Origin of the sequence: Microvirga terricola (assembly GCF_011777495.1) — a bacterium.
In the GTDB taxonomy this organism is placed as follows: domain Bacteria; phylum Pseudomonadota; class Alphaproteobacteria; order Rhizobiales; family Beijerinckiaceae; genus Microvirga; species Microvirga terricola.
On sequence record NZ_JAATJS010000002.1, the window covers coordinates 316,111 to 330,941 of the forward strand.

The 14,831-nt window shown below is 63.1% G+C and carries 21 protein-coding genes; 15 read left to right on the forward strand and 6 right to left on the reverse strand.

The window, feature by feature from the left end; genetic code table 11:
- Positions 1-5 precede the first annotated feature (5 nt).
- A complete protein-coding gene (locus HB375_RS05815) occupies positions 6-1,070 on the forward strand; it encodes a FecCD family ABC transporter permease (protein ID WP_167672033.1) in 1,065 nt (354 codons plus the stop codon).
- Complete coding sequence (locus HB375_RS05820) at positions 1,064-1,819, forward strand: ABC transporter ATP-binding protein (protein WP_167672034.1); 756 nt, start codon at positions 1,064-1,066, stop codon at positions 1,817-1,819. Before HB375_RS05815 ends, HB375_RS05820 begins: the two co-directional genes overlap by 7 nt.
- A gap of 31 nt (positions 1,820-1,850) precedes the next feature.
- Here the strand turns inward: HB375_RS05820 and HB375_RS05825 are convergent, their stop codons facing one another.
- Positions 1,851-2,735, reverse strand: a complete 885-nt coding sequence (locus tag HB375_RS05825) for a hypothetical protein (protein ID WP_167672035.1) — start codon at positions 2,733-2,735, stop codon at positions 1,851-1,853.
- 166 nt (positions 2,736-2,901) lie between these two features.
- Here HB375_RS05825 and HB375_RS05830 point away from each other — a divergent pair, with 166 nt between their 5' ends.
- The 4 genes from HB375_RS05830 to HB375_RS05845 all read left to right on the forward strand — a co-directional run bounded on the left by HB375_RS05830 (position 2,902) and on the right by HB375_RS05845 (position 5,987).
- The gene (locus tag HB375_RS05830; protein WP_167672036.1) at positions 2,902-3,237 is read left to right on the forward strand and encodes a hypothetical protein; all 336 of its coding nucleotides are present in this window, start codon (positions 2,902-2,904) and stop codon (positions 3,235-3,237) included.
- 54 nt (positions 3,238-3,291) lie between these two features.
- On the forward strand, positions 3,292-4,218 hold the full coding sequence (locus HB375_RS05835; RefSeq protein ID WP_167672037.1) for a LysR family transcriptional regulator: 927 nt from the start codon (positions 3,292-3,294) through the stop codon (positions 4,216-4,218).
- A gap of 68 nt (positions 4,219-4,286) precedes the next feature.
- Entirely contained in the window at positions 4,287-5,564 is a 1,278-nt protein-coding gene (gene gabT, locus HB375_RS05840) for a 4-aminobutyrate--2-oxoglutarate transaminase (protein WP_167672038.1), read from the forward strand.
- 156 nt (positions 5,565-5,720) lie between these two features.
- On the forward strand, positions 5,721-5,987 hold the full coding sequence (locus HB375_RS05845) for a GlsB/YeaQ/YmgE family stress response membrane protein (RefSeq protein WP_167672039.1): 267 nt from the start codon (positions 5,721-5,723) through the stop codon (positions 5,985-5,987).
- Positions 5,988-6,050: 63 nt separating this feature from the next.
- Here the strand turns inward: HB375_RS05845 and HB375_RS05850 are convergent, their stop codons facing one another.
- Positions 6,051-6,290 (reverse strand): YgaP-like transmembrane domain, encoded by a 240-nt coding sequence (locus tag HB375_RS05850; RefSeq protein ID WP_167672040.1) that lies wholly within the window; start codon positions 6,288-6,290, stop codon positions 6,051-6,053.
- Between the two features lie 138 nt (positions 6,291-6,428).
- Between HB375_RS05850 and HB375_RS05855 the strand changes: the two genes are divergently transcribed.
- The 8 genes from HB375_RS05855 (at position 6,429) to HB375_RS05890 (ending at position 10,552) form a co-directional block, all read left to right on the forward strand.
- A complete protein-coding gene (locus tag HB375_RS05855; protein ID WP_167672041.1) occupies positions 6,429-6,923 on the forward strand; it encodes a YciE/YciF ferroxidase family protein in 495 nt (164 codons plus the stop codon).
- A gap of 100 nt (positions 6,924-7,023) precedes the next feature.
- Positions 7,024-7,494, forward strand: coding sequence for a hypothetical protein (locus HB375_RS05860; RefSeq protein WP_167672042.1), 471 nt, complete (start codon positions 7,024-7,026; stop codon positions 7,492-7,494).
- 12 nt (positions 7,495-7,506) lie between these two features.
- Positions 7,507-7,902 (forward strand): phage holin family protein, encoded by a 396-nt coding sequence (locus tag HB375_RS05865; protein ID WP_167672043.1) that lies wholly within the window; start codon positions 7,507-7,509, stop codon positions 7,900-7,902.
- Positions 7,899-8,300 carry a DUF3618 domain-containing protein gene (locus HB375_RS05870; RefSeq protein WP_167672044.1) on the forward strand — a complete coding sequence of 134 codons (402 nt, stop codon included), beginning with the start codon at positions 7,899-7,901 and terminating at the stop codon, positions 8,298-8,300. Before HB375_RS05865 ends, HB375_RS05870 begins: the two co-directional genes overlap by 4 nt.
- A 22-nt stretch (positions 8,301-8,322) precedes the next feature.
- Positions 8,323-8,961 carry a hypothetical protein gene (locus tag HB375_RS05875; RefSeq protein ID WP_167672045.1) on the forward strand — a complete coding sequence of 213 codons (639 nt, stop codon included), beginning with the start codon at positions 8,323-8,325 and terminating at the stop codon, positions 8,959-8,961.
- 41 nt (positions 8,962-9,002) lie between these two features.
- Positions 9,003-9,485, forward strand: a complete 483-nt coding sequence (locus HB375_RS05880) for a response regulator (RefSeq protein WP_246728368.1) — start codon at positions 9,003-9,005, stop codon at positions 9,483-9,485.
- 111 nt (positions 9,486-9,596) lie between these two features.
- Positions 9,597-9,983, forward strand: a complete 387-nt coding sequence (locus tag HB375_RS05885; RefSeq protein WP_167672046.1) for a response regulator — start codon at positions 9,597-9,599, stop codon at positions 9,981-9,983.
- 245 nt (positions 9,984-10,228) lie between these two features.
- On the forward strand, positions 10,229-10,552 hold the full coding sequence (locus HB375_RS05890; protein ID WP_167672047.1) for an SWIB/MDM2 domain-containing protein: 324 nt from the start codon (positions 10,229-10,231) through the stop codon (positions 10,550-10,552).
- Between the two features lie 15 nt (positions 10,553-10,567).
- Here the strand turns inward: HB375_RS05890 and HB375_RS05895 are convergent, their stop codons facing one another.
- Positions 10,568-11,206: a hypothetical protein gene (locus tag HB375_RS05895; RefSeq protein ID WP_167672048.1), complete on the reverse strand. Its 639-nt coding sequence runs from the start codon at positions 11,204-11,206 to the stop codon at positions 10,568-10,570.
- A 74-nt stretch (positions 11,207-11,280) separates the two neighbouring features.
- Here HB375_RS05895 and HB375_RS05900 point away from each other — a divergent pair, with 74 nt between their 5' ends.
- Complete coding sequence (locus tag HB375_RS05900) at positions 11,281-12,144, forward strand: D-amino-acid transaminase (RefSeq protein ID WP_167672049.1); 864 nt, start codon at positions 11,281-11,283, stop codon at positions 12,142-12,144.
- A 3-nt stretch (positions 12,145-12,147) separates the two neighbouring features.
- On the opposite strand, the gene HB375_RS05905 is transcribed toward HB375_RS05900, so the two are convergent.
- The 3 genes from HB375_RS05905 to HB375_RS05915 form a co-directional block, all read right to left on the reverse strand.
- Complete coding sequence (locus HB375_RS05905; RefSeq protein WP_167672050.1) at positions 12,148-13,086, reverse strand: coiled-coil domain-containing protein; 939 nt, start codon at positions 13,084-13,086, stop codon at positions 12,148-12,150.
- Between the two features lie 108 nt (positions 13,087-13,194).
- A complete protein-coding gene (locus HB375_RS05910) occupies positions 13,195-13,797 on the reverse strand; it encodes a DUF1134 domain-containing protein (RefSeq protein ID WP_167672051.1) in 603 nt (200 codons plus the stop codon).
- A gap of 154 nt (positions 13,798-13,951) precedes the next feature.
- Entirely contained in the window at positions 13,952-14,806 is an 855-nt protein-coding gene (locus tag HB375_RS05915; protein WP_167672052.1) for a 3'(2'),5'-bisphosphate nucleotidase CysQ family protein, read from the reverse strand.
- Positions 14,807-14,831 lie beyond the last annotated feature (25 nt).

The following is a 14,831-nucleotide window of genomic DNA, read 5'->3' on the forward strand; positions in this document are numbered from 1 at the left end:
CGGCCTTGGCCAGTTCATCCTCACTTTCGCTACAGACAGGGCGCGGTGCATACCGCGCCCTCGTGAACCGCAAGAAGCTTGTGCTGCTTGCGCTCGTCATCGTCCTTCTTGTTTCGGTGGTCGCGGATCTGGGGATCGGACCTGCGCGCTATAGCATGAGTGAAGTCATCCTCGCCCTGATCGGGTCACCGGATGTATCGCACCAGATGAGTGTCGTGATCTGGGACATCCGCATGCCGACAGCCCTCATGGCTGTCATCGTCGGCGCGGCGCTGTCTGCCGCGGGCGCACAGATGCAGACGATTCTCAACAATCCTCTCGCGAGCCCCTTCACGCTCGGCATCTCCGCCGCCGCGAGTTTCGGCGCGTCGCTCGCGCTCGTCTTCGGCATCGGCCTTCTCCCGTGGGCCATCGAATATGTGGTGTCGCTCAACGCACTAATCATGGCGCTCGCCGCCGCGCTGTTCATTCACTTCATGAGCCAGCGTCGCGGCGTGACGGTGGAAACCATCGTGCTCCTGGGCATCACGCTTGTCTTCACCTTCAATGCCCTGCTGGCGCTGGTGCAGTATCTCGCCTCCGAGCAAGCGCTGGCGGCTGTGGTCTTCTGGACCATGGGATCGCTTACGCGTGCCACATGGCCCAAAGTTGTGATCACAAGCGTCGTGCTCCTCATCTGCCTCCCGATCTTCATGCGCCGAGCCTGGGGGCTGACGGCGCTTCGCCTCGGTGAGGACAAGGCCGCGAGCTTCGGCGTCAATGTGCGCTGGCTCCGGTTGGAGACGATGCTTGTCGTTAGCCTTCTCGCCGCCGTTCCCGTGGCTTTTGTCGGAACCATCGGCTTCATCGGCATCGTCGGTCCGCATATCGCGCGCATGCTGATCGGCGAGGATCAACGGTACTTTCTTCCGGCCTCGGTTCTGTCGGGGGCGGCGATCCTGTCGCTGACATCGGTCATCAGCAAATCGATCGTGCCGGGCACGATCTTTCCCATCGGAATCATCACGGCGCTCGTGGGTGTGCCGTTCCTCTTCAGTTTGATCATGAGCAACCGGAGGCGGTCATGGTAGCATCACTCCAGCTTCACCAGGTCGGCGTGCGATACGGCAAGCAAAGCGTCCTCTCCGAGATCACCACGCCGCTCCTCAAAGGCGGCGAGGTGACGGCCGTGATCGGGCCGAACGCAGCCGGAAAGTCCAGCCTGTTTCGCCGGATCGCGGGACTTCTCGAGGGTCCGGGCCAAATCCAGGTCGATGTCGGTGTCTCTGGCGGGGTCTGTTACATGCCGCAAGACACGTCTGTGAACACAGTGCTGACGGTGTACGAGTCCATTCTCCTGGCGCGCAAGCAGGGGAGGGACCGTAAGGTAGGGGACGAGGATCTCGAAGTTGTCGATCATATCCTCTCGTCCCTTCGCATCGAGAACATTGCCTTCAAGGGATTGTGCGAGCTGAGCGGCGGCCAGCGGCAATTGGTTTCACTGGCGCAGACGCTGGTCCGCGATCCGAAGATCCTGCTGCTTGACGAGCCGACGAGCGCTCTTGACCTGAACCGTCAAGTCGAGGTGCTCACGCTGATCCGCACGCTCGCCCGCGAGCGGGACATTTGCGTGATGCTGGCTATTCACGACCTGAATCAGGTGATGCGCGTGGCTGACCGTGTGCTCGTGATCGATGCGGGCACCATGATCACGTGCGGCCCTGTCGAAGACGTGATCACGCCCGATCTTTTGCGGCGCGTCTATAAGGTAGACGGCCGCATCGAGCGGTGCTCACGCTTGTGCCCGCACGTGATGATCGACGGTCCTGCGACCCATTGAGGATGGGAGGGTGCCCGGCGAGGAATTGGCATTACCACTTCATGCTGATCCCGAGGATGGGGCCGTGTTGGAGCATGTCGTATTCATAGCGTGTCCGGCCCTGGCCGCGGACATAATCGACAAAAAGCGCACGGTAGCCAATGATGCCGGAGAAGGTGACGCCTTTGTATATAGCGAAGTCGACTCCATAGCCGCCGATGGCCTGCCATGAGAATTTGCTGCCGACATTGAAGCCGCCGATATCGCCGCGCAGAAAAAGTTCGTGACCGGGCGCAATGGTGTAGCGCAGCCGCGCGCCGACCATCGGATCGAGCCAGTCGATCGAACCTGACTTCGCGATGGCACGCCCATCGGCGATCCGAAGATCGCTGGTATCGACGGTGCCGGCGAGATCGAAGGAGAGATCGGCTTCCTGAAACCAGTATCGGCCACCGGCCACGACATCGATGGCAAGGCCGTTCAGGCGTGCGATTTCATAAAAGGCGCCAAACTCGACGATGCCGAGCTGAGTGCTTGCCGCGACGGAGGCACCCAACGTGCCTGTGATGCCGGGTGCAAGGGAGCGCGTCCGCATGTGCTTTCCAGCAAAATCGACCTTGGTCCAGACCGCATTGGCATAAAGGGAAAAGGGGCCGTTGCGGGCTTCGAAATCGCCCATCAATCCCACGAGGGTGTCGGCCTTCTCAGCAACGTCGATGAAGCTCGCATTGATCTTCACGCTGCGCCCACGCACGGTCTGCGTGCCCCTAAGCCCTATCAGCCAGCCATAGGGAACGAAGCGGTAGGTCCAAGTGGGTATCTGCGGGGGAGGCTCGATGAGGGGGGGCGCGGTCAAGTCGGCTGATTGCGCGCTTCCGGTCGCGAGGCCAAGCGGCGCGAGGATGGCGAGAGCAAGCCAGGTCGTGCGGCGGTGCATCGAAATTCCCCTTTGCATCGCCCCTGTGATGCGGGACGACTGTCCAGTCCGGTCCTTGCGGGGAGATCGATGCCGCTCCACCTAATGGGTTTGGCGGAGTTCCACAGCCTCTCGTCCCCGGCCGAGGTTACAAATAGGCCGCGAAGGCGAGATGAGGAGGTTGGCGATGATGATGCCGCTCGCAGCTTTATTTCTTTCATCCCAAATGGTCGTCGCGGTCGCGGATGGGCCGCCGAACCTGAAGTTCGAGCCGGGATGCCGCCATCTGGCGCAGCTCGATCTGACCATTGACCCCAGCTACAAGAACTGCGTGCAGGAAGAAAAAAGTGCCCGCACGCAGCTCAGCCGTGAATGGGCAAAGTTTTCGGCCGCCGACCGGACGCGATGCGTGGCCGAGACCAACATGACCCCCGGCGTCGCCCCGAGCTATGTCGAGGTGCTGGAGTGCCTGAACATGGCCCGTGACGTGGAGAATACCGCCGGGACCAACCGCAAGCGTTGAAGACCCCGCTATTCAATCGCTAAGATAGGCCGGTCACGTTTTTGGAGTGTGTGAATGACCGGCCGCCTGCCGCCCCTGATCGCCCTGCGCGCTTTCGATGCGGTCGGCCGATGCGGCAGCGTGCGCGCGGCGGCCGAGGAGCTGTCTGTCAGCCACACGGTGATCTCCCGCCATATCCGCAACCTCGAGGCCCGGCTCGGCCGGGCGCTGTTCGTCGCCAAAGGGCGCGGGCTCGCGCTGACGGAGGATGGCGCGCGCTATCACGCCCAGATCCGGCAGGCTTTCGACCAGATTGCCAGAGCCACCGCCGAGCTGGGGCGCAGCCAGCGTCGCGTGCTGGAGATCTGGTGCACCCCCGGCCTAGCGACCTTGCGGCTGATGCCGAACCTGCCTGACCTTGAGGCGGTTCTTCCCGACCGGGAGATCGTGCTTCAGCCGACCATCTCGCGGCCGCAACTGACGCGCGGCGAGGCGGATGTGGAGATCGTCTATCTCGACAATCCGCCCACCTCCGACGCTGTGCTGGCGGAGATGCTGGCCGCGCCGCGGGTATTTCCCGTCGCCAGTCCCGCGCTTCTCGCCCGGCGCCCCATCGGCGACGATGTGGCGGCGCTTTTGAACCTGCCTCTGGTGCATGAGGAATCGACAGTGCAGTGGCGCGACTGGCTGCGGCGTGCAGGTCTGCGCCATGTGCCGGAGTTGCACGGGCCGCATCTGTGGCATGCTCATCTCACCATCGAGGCCGCGCGCCTCGGCCAGGGCGTGGCCATCGCCAACGAGGTGCTTGTCGCGGACGATCTTGCGTCGGGCCGCCTCATCGAAGTCGGCAAGACCGATATCGAGCTCGGCGCTTATTATTTCGTCGCTCCGCGCGCCCGCTGGGACGACCCTGACATCGCTAAGCTGCGTGGCTGGGTGCACGGGCTTATGGCTCAGGCCCCGGCATTGGTGCATCGGAGGCACCGATTGGGCGCAAAATAGATCGTTGTTCCTGATCGGTCCTTTGGGGAAGCTCGGCTTTCCCTGTGTTTCGCAACCGAGGCCGATCCATGTCATCCAATGCCGATCTTTTCACGCGCCGCCAGGCTGCCATTCCCCGTGGTGTCGGCAATGCGACGCCTATCTCCGCCGCTCGCGCCGAGAATGCCGAGGTCTGGGACGTGGAGGGCCGGCGCTACGTCGATTTCGCGGGCGGCATCGCGGTCCTCAACACCGGACACCGCCATCCCGTCATCATGGAGGCCGTGAAGGCGCAGATGGAGCGCTTCACGCACACCTGCTTCCAGGTTCTGCTCTACGATTCCTACATCGAACTTGCTGAGCGGCTGAACGCGCTCGCGCCAATCCCTGAGCCCGCCAAGTCGATCCTGTTCACCACAGGCGCGGAGGCGACCGAGAACGCCATCAAGATCGCGCGCGCCGCCACCGGCCGCTCGGGCGTGATCGCGTTTACCGGCGGCTTCCATGGCCGCACGATCATGGCCATGAACATGACCGGCAAGGTCGTGCCTTACAAGAAAGGTTTTGGCCCGGCGCAACCGGAGGTCTGGCACGTCCCGTTCCCCGTCCCGCAACTTGGCGTCGATGTCGAGGATGCGCTGAAATACCTCAACTTCCTGTTCAAGGCGGACGTCGATCCCTCCCGCGTTGCTGCGATCATCATCGAGCCTGTGCAGGGCGAGGGCGGGTTCCATCAGGCTCCGCCGGAACTGATGCGCGCACTACGCCGCATCTGCGACGAGCACGGCATCGTCCTGGTAGCAGACGAAGTGCAGACCGGGTTCGGCCGCACGGGTCGCATGTTCGCGATGGAGCATTATGACGTCGCCCCCGATCTGATCTGCGTTGCGAAAAGCTTGGCGGGCGGCTTCCCGCTCTCCGGCATCATCGGGCGTGCTGCAATCATGGATGCGGTCGAGCCGGGTGGGCTCGGTGGAACCTATGCCGGCAACCCGCTTGCCTGCGCAGCGGCGCTTGCGGTGCTCGACGTGTTCGAGAAAGAGAAGCTCATCGAGCGCGCGAACGCCATCGGCGAGCGCCTGAAAGGACGTCTCGAAGCTTTGCGGCGTCGGAACGATCTCGCGCCCATCGCTGCCGTGCGCGGCCCCGGCGCGATGGTGGCCTTCGACATCGTCAAGGAGCCCGGAACCGATCTGCCGGATGCGGAAGCAACGAAGCGGGTCGTGGCCCGCGCCAGCGAGAAAGGGCTGATCCTTCTCTCCTGCGGCGTTTATGCCAACACCATCCGCATTCTCGTTCCGCTCACCGCGAATGATGCGCTCATCGACGAGGGCCTCGATATTCTCGAGGAAGCGCTCGCCGCTTAGCTTCGGGAACAAGCGATCACAAGCCGGATTGTCCCTGAACCGCCCTCGTCAGACGAGGGCGGTTTGACGCGTCGGTGGCCAAATGTTCCAGTGGGCGCAACCTTAGCCACTTCTCATGCGTTCCCTGTTGAGCCACCAGACATAAGGGATCATGTCATGAGCTTCATTTGGACCATCATCATCGGTTTCGTTGCCGGCGTGATTGCCAAGATGATCATGCCGGGTGAGAAGGAGCCGTCGGGCTTCATCCTCACCACCATCCTCGGCATCGTCGGCGCCTTCGTCGCGACCTATCTCGGCCAGGCGATCGGTTGGTACCGGGCTGACGAGGGGGCTGGCTTCATCGGCGCCATCGTCGGAGCCGTGGTCGTGCTCTTCGTCTATGGGCTGATCGCGGGCCGCGGCCGCACGACGAGCTACTGAAGCCGATCCTGCTTCTTGAAGTGATCCTTGCGGGCTGCGCGCTCTCGCGGTCCGCAATGCAGCTCAGTTTTGCCGTGCGAGCGACGCGGAGCCGATCAGCGCGGCCTTCACCGGACAATGGCCGAGATAGCCTCTCCAGGCGAGGAAGGACCCGCCGAGGAGCGCCAGCGCACTTAGAAAAGTGTTGGGGCGCGGACGCAGGCTCGTGGCGGCGAGACCAAGGCCGGCGACGATGTAAACCGCGCGCTCCGCCGCGGTCAGGTTCTGCTCTCCGTTGACTGGGATCTCTGGCGCGTTCTCCACGGCGCATCTCCGTTGCTTCGATGGGTCGAACGCCAGGCGCGGCGCCGTTGTTCCGCGGTGAAGGCGGCGCCTGCGATCTCAGGAACATCCCATTTTGAGCGCCGTTGAGCACACTCTGATGTTAAAGGAGACCCTGCGATGGCCGCGAAGGGCAAGACACTCAACGACCTGTTCCTTCATACCTTGAAGGACATCTATTACGCCGAGAAGCAGATCGTCAAAGCTTTGCCGAAGATGGCGAAGGCTGCCGAGACGAAGGAGCTGAAAGAGGCGTTTGCAACCCATCTTACCGAAACCGAAGGGCAGATCGAGCGTCTGGAGGAGATCTTCAGAATCCTCGGCAAGGAAGCGCGCGGTGTGCAATGCGAGGCGATGGCCGGAATCATCGAAGAGGGCCGCGAGGTCATGGAGGACTTCGCTGACAGCGTCGCTCTCGATGCCGGTATTCTTGCTGCCGCTCAAGCTGTCGAGCACTACGAAATCACGCGCTACGGCACACTCAAGACCTGGGCGTCGGAGTTGGGAATGAACGACGTTGCAGCCCTTCTCGACAAGACGCTGCAGGAGGAAAAGAAGACGGACAAGCTTCTAACCCAGATGGCCGAAGCGCGCGTGAACATGAAGGCGGCCTAGCCGGAACGGCGTCTCACGTTGGAACGTCAGGCGCTTCCGCTCCCGCGCGGAACTCGCTGCTTGTGCAGCGGTTTTCCCTGAGTTTCGGGAAAGGTCGGCGATGGTTGGGAAAGAGCAAAGCCGCGGCGCGCGGCAGAGCGAGTCTGCAAGTGAGGAATGGGATGCGCTGAAGGGCGATTTCGACGACATGGCTGACGCGGCCATCAGCCGTGGCCGGCACTTCACCGAGATCGCACGCATGCAGGTCGCGGACTTCGCAAACCGCCGCAAGGATGGTGCAGCGCAGTCGGTCGCCGATGTAGCTACATCCCTGCGGGAGGCGACGCACTCGTTCGACGACCGGCCCGACATTCGCGCCGTTGTCGATACGGCCGCCGAGGGCCTCGAGCAATTCGCCGATAGCATTCGCAGCCGCAGCCTCAACGATATGCTCGCGGATCTCGAAGATATCGCGCAGCGGCATCCGACAATGACGGCGGTTCTGTCGGTCACCGCTGGTTTCATGGCCGCCCGATTCATCAAGAGTACGAGTGTGGAGCGCCGGCGAAGCGCGCCGATCCCTTCGCCTTGACGGAGAGCGATCATGCCGGATCACGGCCATCAGACCATCCGGGAGCTGGCGGGCGAGGCCCTGCGAGATACGAGCGATCTGGCACAGAAGGAACTCGCGCTTTTTCTGCTTGAAGTAAGCGAGCAGGTTCGCGCCGCTTCGTTCGGCGTGGCACTCATCATCGCCGCGGCGGTTTTCGCGATAGGGGCGATTGTCCTGTGGACACAGGCGCTGGTCGACTGGCTGGCGACCGTTCTCGGCTCAGCGCCGCTGGCGGCCTTGGTCGTCGGCGGTGTCATGGCGCTCATCGCCACTGCGCTTGCGCTTTACGGCCGTCGTGTCATGGCGGGATTCTCGCTTGCGCCGCGCCGGACCATGCGGTCTCTCCAACGCGATGCGGCGGTCTTATCCGAGAGAGTGACGGGATGACACGCAACCCTGACGATCTCGAAAAGGATATCGAGCGGACGCGTGCGAAGCTCGACACGACGATCGAGCGCCTGCAAGACAGGATCACCTTGTCGGGAATTGTCGACGATCTTCTGGGCTCGGCGCGGAAGGGACGATACGCGACGCTTTTCGAAAACGTCCTCGACACGATCAAGCGCCACCCCATTCCAGTGCTGCTCGTCGCCGCCGGTGTCGGGTATCTCGTTCGACACGCCCGACACAGGCCGCCCGCGCAGCATCGAAGCACACGACTGATGGATGAAGAGGACGTCATGGGAGAGCCGGAAGACTTTCGTCTTTACGGCTCCGGCGCATCACCATTCCAGCCACCGGAAGAGGCGTTGGAGCGCCGGCGGGTCACGACGTCTCGCATCTGAAACGCTGACACAGGAGCGTTCCATGGCCGACAGCAAGCGTGAGTCCGAAGCGTCTTCGAGCGAAAGACAGGGCAATTCCGAAAAGGGCGTCCGCTCAAGGGTCTCCGCGGGGACGTCGGTCGGCGACATCGGGCACTCGCCGATGCCGCATGCCCAGGAGGTGACCGAGACGAAAGGGCGGGCGCAGGAAACAGCTGAGCGTGTTCGCGAGGTCGCCGAGGAGGCGCGACGGCGGGCTTCCGAAACTTACGAGGATGCGACGGAATGGGCGCACGACACCTATGATCGCGTCTCGGATTGGGCCTCCGACGCCTATCGGCATCGCGGCGAAAAGATGCATCACCTGCGCGAGCGCTCGTCCAAGCGCTTTTCCGAGGCGCGTAGCGGCATCCAGCACTATGCCGCAGACAACCCTCTGGTGGTGGGGCTCGTCGGATTTGCCGTCGGACTTCTCATTGGCGCCCTGCTGCCGCGCACGCGCCGCGAGAACGAGCTGTTCGGCGGCTGGTCGGATGCGGCGCGCAGCCAGGGACTGCGCTATGCCCGCGAGGCCGCACGCACGGGACGCGAATATGTCGAGGACATGCTCGACGCGGAGGATCCGCGCTTGAGAGAAGCAGGCAACGAGTTGCGGCGAAAGCGCCCAAGAGCGCCGGATTAGCCCGAATGCGGTACCCTTCCGGATTAGAATTGCGCCGATATTTGAAGGGTTTCGCCGAAATTGCCACTGTGCTGGACCGGAACTTCCTGGCGCGCAGCCCGTTTCCTGCCTCGTACAGAGTTGCATCCGGGCAGGGGCTACGGGTCATCAAAATGTGGGTGGGCCGGTGGAGGCGTGGCGTGCGTGTTTTGATCTTGGAGGACGACCCTCTGATCGCTCTCGATCTGCAGGCGATCCTGGAGAACGATGGTCATGAGGTCGTAAGCGTCTGCGACTCGCTTGCCGAGGCGCGGGGGCATCTGGAAGACGGGTTCGATTGCGCGTTGCTCGATATCGATCTCGTTGATGGCAAAAGCTTTGGCGTTGCGACCGTTCTCATGGAGCGGCACATCCCTTTTGCGTTCGTGTCGGCGTCGCACCCGGGCGAGGTTCCGGACACGCTGCGGGTGGCTTCCTTCATAGCCAAGCCCTTTGAAGAAGAGGCAATTCTTCGCTCCCTCGAGGAAGTTGTTCCGGGGGGATGAGTGTTGCGTCCTAGCAACTGCGCCGAAAGTCGTAGAAACTGGTTCCTAAATGGTATGGAACTCAGCTGTCACGAGGACGTTAACCGGCAACGTTTGGCGAGCTGAGAGACCATGGCGAAAGACCAATCCACAATTCTTTTGGTTGAGGACGAACCCCTCATTCGCCTTTTCCTCGTGGACCTTCTCGAAGAAGCTGGTTTCAGGGTGATCGAGACCGCGAATGCTGCCGAGGCGCTCGTGGCCCTGGAGTCGGGATTACGGGTCAACGTGCTTCTGACCGATGTCGATATGCCAGCCGGTTGCGACGGTTTCGAACTCGCCCGCAAAGTGCATAAGTCGTGGCCGGAAACGGAGATTTTGATCATGTCGGGCCGGCATTGGCCGGATCCGGCGGACCTCCCTCCGGGGGCCGCGTTCTTGGCCAAGCCGTTTCCGAACGAGGCGATCGTCTCGCAAGTTCACTACGCGGTGGCGCGGAGGCGACGCGCCTATTCTTGAGCCGTCGCGCGCCCTGCTTCCCCGGATTTTTCAGGACACTTTTCCTTGGTTTGTAGCGCCGCACGGCGCAAGTCCGGCTTGCTGACGGCGCGGACCAGACATAAGCTCCGCCCATGTTGACCACCTGGTTGGGGCCAGGGATGCATGGGAACATGCTCCTACGCTCGGCTTGGTGCCGGTCAATGAGCTTTTCACGGCCGAACGTGTGCCGTCGAAGGGCGTTTCATCCACTTTCGGAGGAATCCATGCCGACCAAGACGACAGCCGGAAAAGCCAGTGCGAAGAAGCCGGCGGCCAAGGCGCCTGCCGCCAAGAAGGCCGGGGCCAAGCCCAACGCTCTCCAGCAGCCCCTGCAGCCCTCCAAGGAGCTGGCGGCTATCGTCGGTTCCAGCCCGCTCGCTCGTGGCGAGGTCGTGAGCAAGATGTGGGAGTACATCAAGAAGCACAACCTCCAGAATCCCGAGAACAAGCGCGAGATCCTGGCGGACGACAAGCTTGAGCCGATCTTCGGCAAGAAGAAGGTCACGATGTTCGAGATGAACAAGCATCTCGCCCAGCACCTGAAATAATCTCGCTGCTGTAATTCAGGAATCCTGCCGCCATTGGCTGAGCGGCAGGATATCCGGCCACTGGCCGGGAGCCTTCGTCCACGGATCGACCGCCCATTCGCGCCCGGTCCGCTTTTCCGCGATGATCGCGGTGACGTGCGGATAGCGCCCATCGATGAACAGGCCGCGTGACTGGGGACGCTCCACGATATGGTGCGCCAGCAGGCCTTGCCCCTCCAACACCAGAAGCAGGCTCGTCGTGTTGGCGGTTTCGTCCACGCAGTCCATCTGTCCATTTTGCCCTGAGAGCTGCGGCGGCGAACGCGGCGCATCGGGCGCGCCGCCGAACTGACGCGCCAGATAGGCCGTGTAGGCCCTCACCACCTCGCCGATGGCCCGCCTTTCCGCTTCCGGGGAGCCGTGCGCGCTACTCATCATCGTCCGTGCGCGACTGAGCCACGCCCCATCGATGTCCAGAACTGCACGCCTCGAGCAGCCATAGCCGTGGCACGCAACGATCATCGTCGCGCTCGGTGGAACGAAGCCCTGGTCCCCGAACCAGGACTGGGCCGAGGGCGCGGCTGAAGCAGGAGAGAGAGCAGAGAGCGCGAGAGCGGACAGCAGCGTCGAAAGGAAAGCTGGCGCGCATTTCATGATCCGGATACCTCTGGTCACTAGACTGCCCCGCGCCCTTGGCGGTCTTCGCCGACCAAGGCCAAGGTTAATCGACTCGCCGCACCGGAGTTCCCATGTCCCGCATTGTTTTCCTGAATGGCTCCTTCCTTCCCATCGAAGAGGCCAAAGTGTCCTTCATGGATCGTGGGTTCCTGTTTGGGGACGGCGTCTATGAAGGCGTCGGGGTGCTGGGCGGGCGTCTCATCGATAACGAGGCGCATCTGACGCGGCTTGAACGGTCTTTGCGTGAGATCCGCATTTCGAACCCCTACACGCGAGAGGAATGGACCCGCCTTCAGGAAGAGTTGGCCCGCCGCAACGGCATGACCGAAGGCTTTATCTATTTCCAAGTCACGCGCGGTGTGGCGGAGCGGGATTTCGTTTTTCCCGAGGGCGCCGCGCCCACCGTCGCGATGTTCACGCAGGCCAAGTCAATCGCGAACGCGCCTGCCGCCGAGACTGGCATTGCAGTGATCACCGTTCCCGACCTGCGGTGGGAGCGGCGCGACATCAAGTCGATTTCGCTTCTCGCGCAGGTTCTCGCCAAGCAGGCGGCGAAGGAGGCTGGTGCGCAGGAGGCGTGGATGGTCGAGGACGGCTACGTGACCGAAGGCGGCTCTTCGAGCGCCTTTATCATCACGAAAAGCGGCAGCATCGTCGTGCGGCCGCTCTCTAACGCGATCCTGCCGGGCGTGACGCGCCGTTCGCTGCTGCAGTTGTCGCGCGAGAAAGGCATCGTTCTCGACGAGCGTCGTTTTACCGTCGAAGAGGCCTATGATGCCGCCGAGGCCTTTCTGACCAGCGCGTCGAACTTCGTGCTGCCCATCGTGACCATCGACGGTCGTTCCATAGGCGATGGAAAGCCTGGCCCGCTGACCAAGAGGCTCCGGCAGCTTTATCTCGAAATGGCGCTCTCGCCCGCGGCGGGCGTGGCGTAAGGCTCACTCGCCCGCTGTCGCGGGCGGCGCTTGGGGCGCGTCCTTCTCCACCCGCATGATTTCGTTCGCGACTTCGGTGATGTGGCGGCGTAGAGCGGCGCGGCGGGTTTCCAGATCGCCATCGGGCTCAGGTGCGGCATCGTGAAGGTGCTCTTCGAGCGCCAGCACGCGCACCTGCTCAGCGGTGAGGTTGGCGGCCAGTTCCGTGATCTGCCGACGCAGGTCGACAAGTTCGTTCTGGCGCTCTTTGAGCATGCGCTCGTAATCGTCGCCGCGGGAGGTCTGCGTCATCAGGCGGGTTTCCAGATCCGAAATCACGATGCGTTTGACATCGACTTCCTTCAAAACCGTATTCAGCCGCTTGTCGAGATCGTTTGAGGCGGCTTTGCTCTTTTCAAGACTTTGCTGCGATTGCTCCAGTTCGCGTTTGGCTTTCGCGAGATCCGCCTTCACCAGCTTCAGTTCGGTGCGCAGGTCGGCCAGTTCCTCGGGAGCCACGACGGAGGCGACGTCAACGACGGGTGTTTCCGCGCTCGCGGCCAGGGCCGCTTTGGCCCGCTCGAATTCCTGGGATGTCGCGGCGAGGTGCTGGCGGGCGCCGTCCAGTTCAGTTCGGAGCGCCGCGATAATCTCGTCGCGCTCCGCCAGGGTGTTGTCGAGGGCGGTGATCCGCATGGCCTGACGGCCGAGCTCTTCCATGCTTTGGCGCTTGGCCTCAAAAGCCTTCTCGGCCTTGCGTTCGATCCGCCTCTGCAGCACGGCGAACTCAGCGCGCAGGTGATCCTTCTCGGCGGTCATTTCGGAGATCGAGAGCGGAAAGAGCGCCTCGGCCCGGCGTCGCGCCAGACGTTCTGCGCGGGCGTTGATGGCCGGGATGACGAGAAGCGCGATGAGGGCTGCCGCGAGGAAGCCCAACGCGAAGATCATGACCGTTTCGACCACGCGGACGCAAACTCCAGGCGCTTGACCGAAAAGGGCTCAAGCACCGTGCCTCGTGCCTGCGCGGCCTCCCGGAGCAGAGTTGCCCCAGAAAACCGGATTTAGCGCGGCCTAGAAGGGATTCCAGGTCGGGTCGGGAGTGAACTTCAGGTAGCCCATGTTGACGCCGAGGCGGGCGCCGACCCCGGTGCGGATTGGGACGACCACCATGTCGTCGGCCTTCGCGGCGGTCACGCCGAAGCCGCCGATGAGATAGGCCGAGCCGTCGATGCCGACAAAACGCCGATAGAGGGCGTCCCTATGCGGCAGGTTGTAGACCAGCATCATGGTGCGCGCGCCTTCGCCGCCCACATCGAAGCCGAGCGAGGGCCCCTGCCAGAAGATGCGGTGCTCGCCCGCATTGCGGGTGAAGAGCTTGCCCTCGCCATAGCGGAGTCCGCCGAAGAACGCGCCGGAGGCCTCCTGGCCGAGAATGTAGCCGTTGGGCTCGCCCCAGCGGCGTACGGCCTCCTGAAGTGCCAGAGCCAACCCGCGCGAGGCGGAACCGAAGAATTGATGGCCCGATTCGACGAGGTCGTTCGAGCTGTAGGAATTCGGATCACCCGGGTTCTGCGCATAGGTGCGTTGGACGCCCTGAGCGGACGCTTCCATCGGAAGCGTGCCAAGAAGGGCGGCGAAGGCCGCCCCGAGAAGCGAAAAATGGCGCGAGCGCATGGGCTATCTCCTCGCACGAGACGCCGGAAAAACGGCTCCGGCATGAAGCAGGGGGAGGGCTCTCAGGCGAATCCGGGAGCCTCTCGACGAAGCCCAAGCTTAGGGTCATCAACCCTAACAATCTCTGTACGGAGGGTTGTCTCTTGCCGGCGCGTCAGCGACCGAATGCCACATGCTTGGCCGTATCGCAGGCCACCGGCAGGGCGAGGCGCGGTGCGAGCGCGATGTCGCCCAGCGCGGCGAAGGGGCCATTGAGATAGCCCCGATCTTCATGACCGTAGGTGAGGCTCGATCCGCCGGGACCGATCACACAGCCGCCGGCTCGGGAGAGAATATGGTCGCCCGCTGCCGTGTCCCATTCCATCGTCGGGCCGCATCGAACGTAGACATCCGCTTCCCCCGACGCGATGAGGCAGAATTTGAGGGCCGAGGAGGTCATGCGGCGCGTGCCGATGGAGAGGGTCGACAGGCAGGCTTCGGTCGCGTCATCGCCATGGCGGCGGCTGACGAGAGCGATGAGTCCTTGTTCGGGAGCGACGCGGGCGCCGACCTTGCGCCAAGTGATGTCGCCGTCTGCGTCTTCAGGGATTGCGCCGACGAGGGCACCGTTTCCGGCAATCCAAATCGAGCCCAGGGCCGGGGCCGAGACCACGGCGGCGACGGGGCGGTGGTTGCGCACCAGCGCAATGTTGACGCTGTATTCGCCCGTTCCGTTGATGTAGTCGCCCGTGCCGTCGAGCGGATCGACAAGGAAGAACTCGCTGTTCGGAGCGGCGGTGCTGGCGGTTTCTTCGGCGACGATGGGGACGCCCGGCCAATCCTCGTTGAGGCGCCTGATGATCAGTAGCTCCGCGGCGAGATCGGCCGCCGTCGTGGGAGTGCCGTCATCCTTGATGTGCTTCTCAAGAGCCTCGCATTCCATCCGGCGCAGGACGCGTCCCGCCTCCACCGCGATCTGGGCGAGCTTGAGGGCAACGTCGTCTGCATTCTGATCTTCGAGGCGCATCATAGCTTTTTGCCCGGTTGTACGCGGG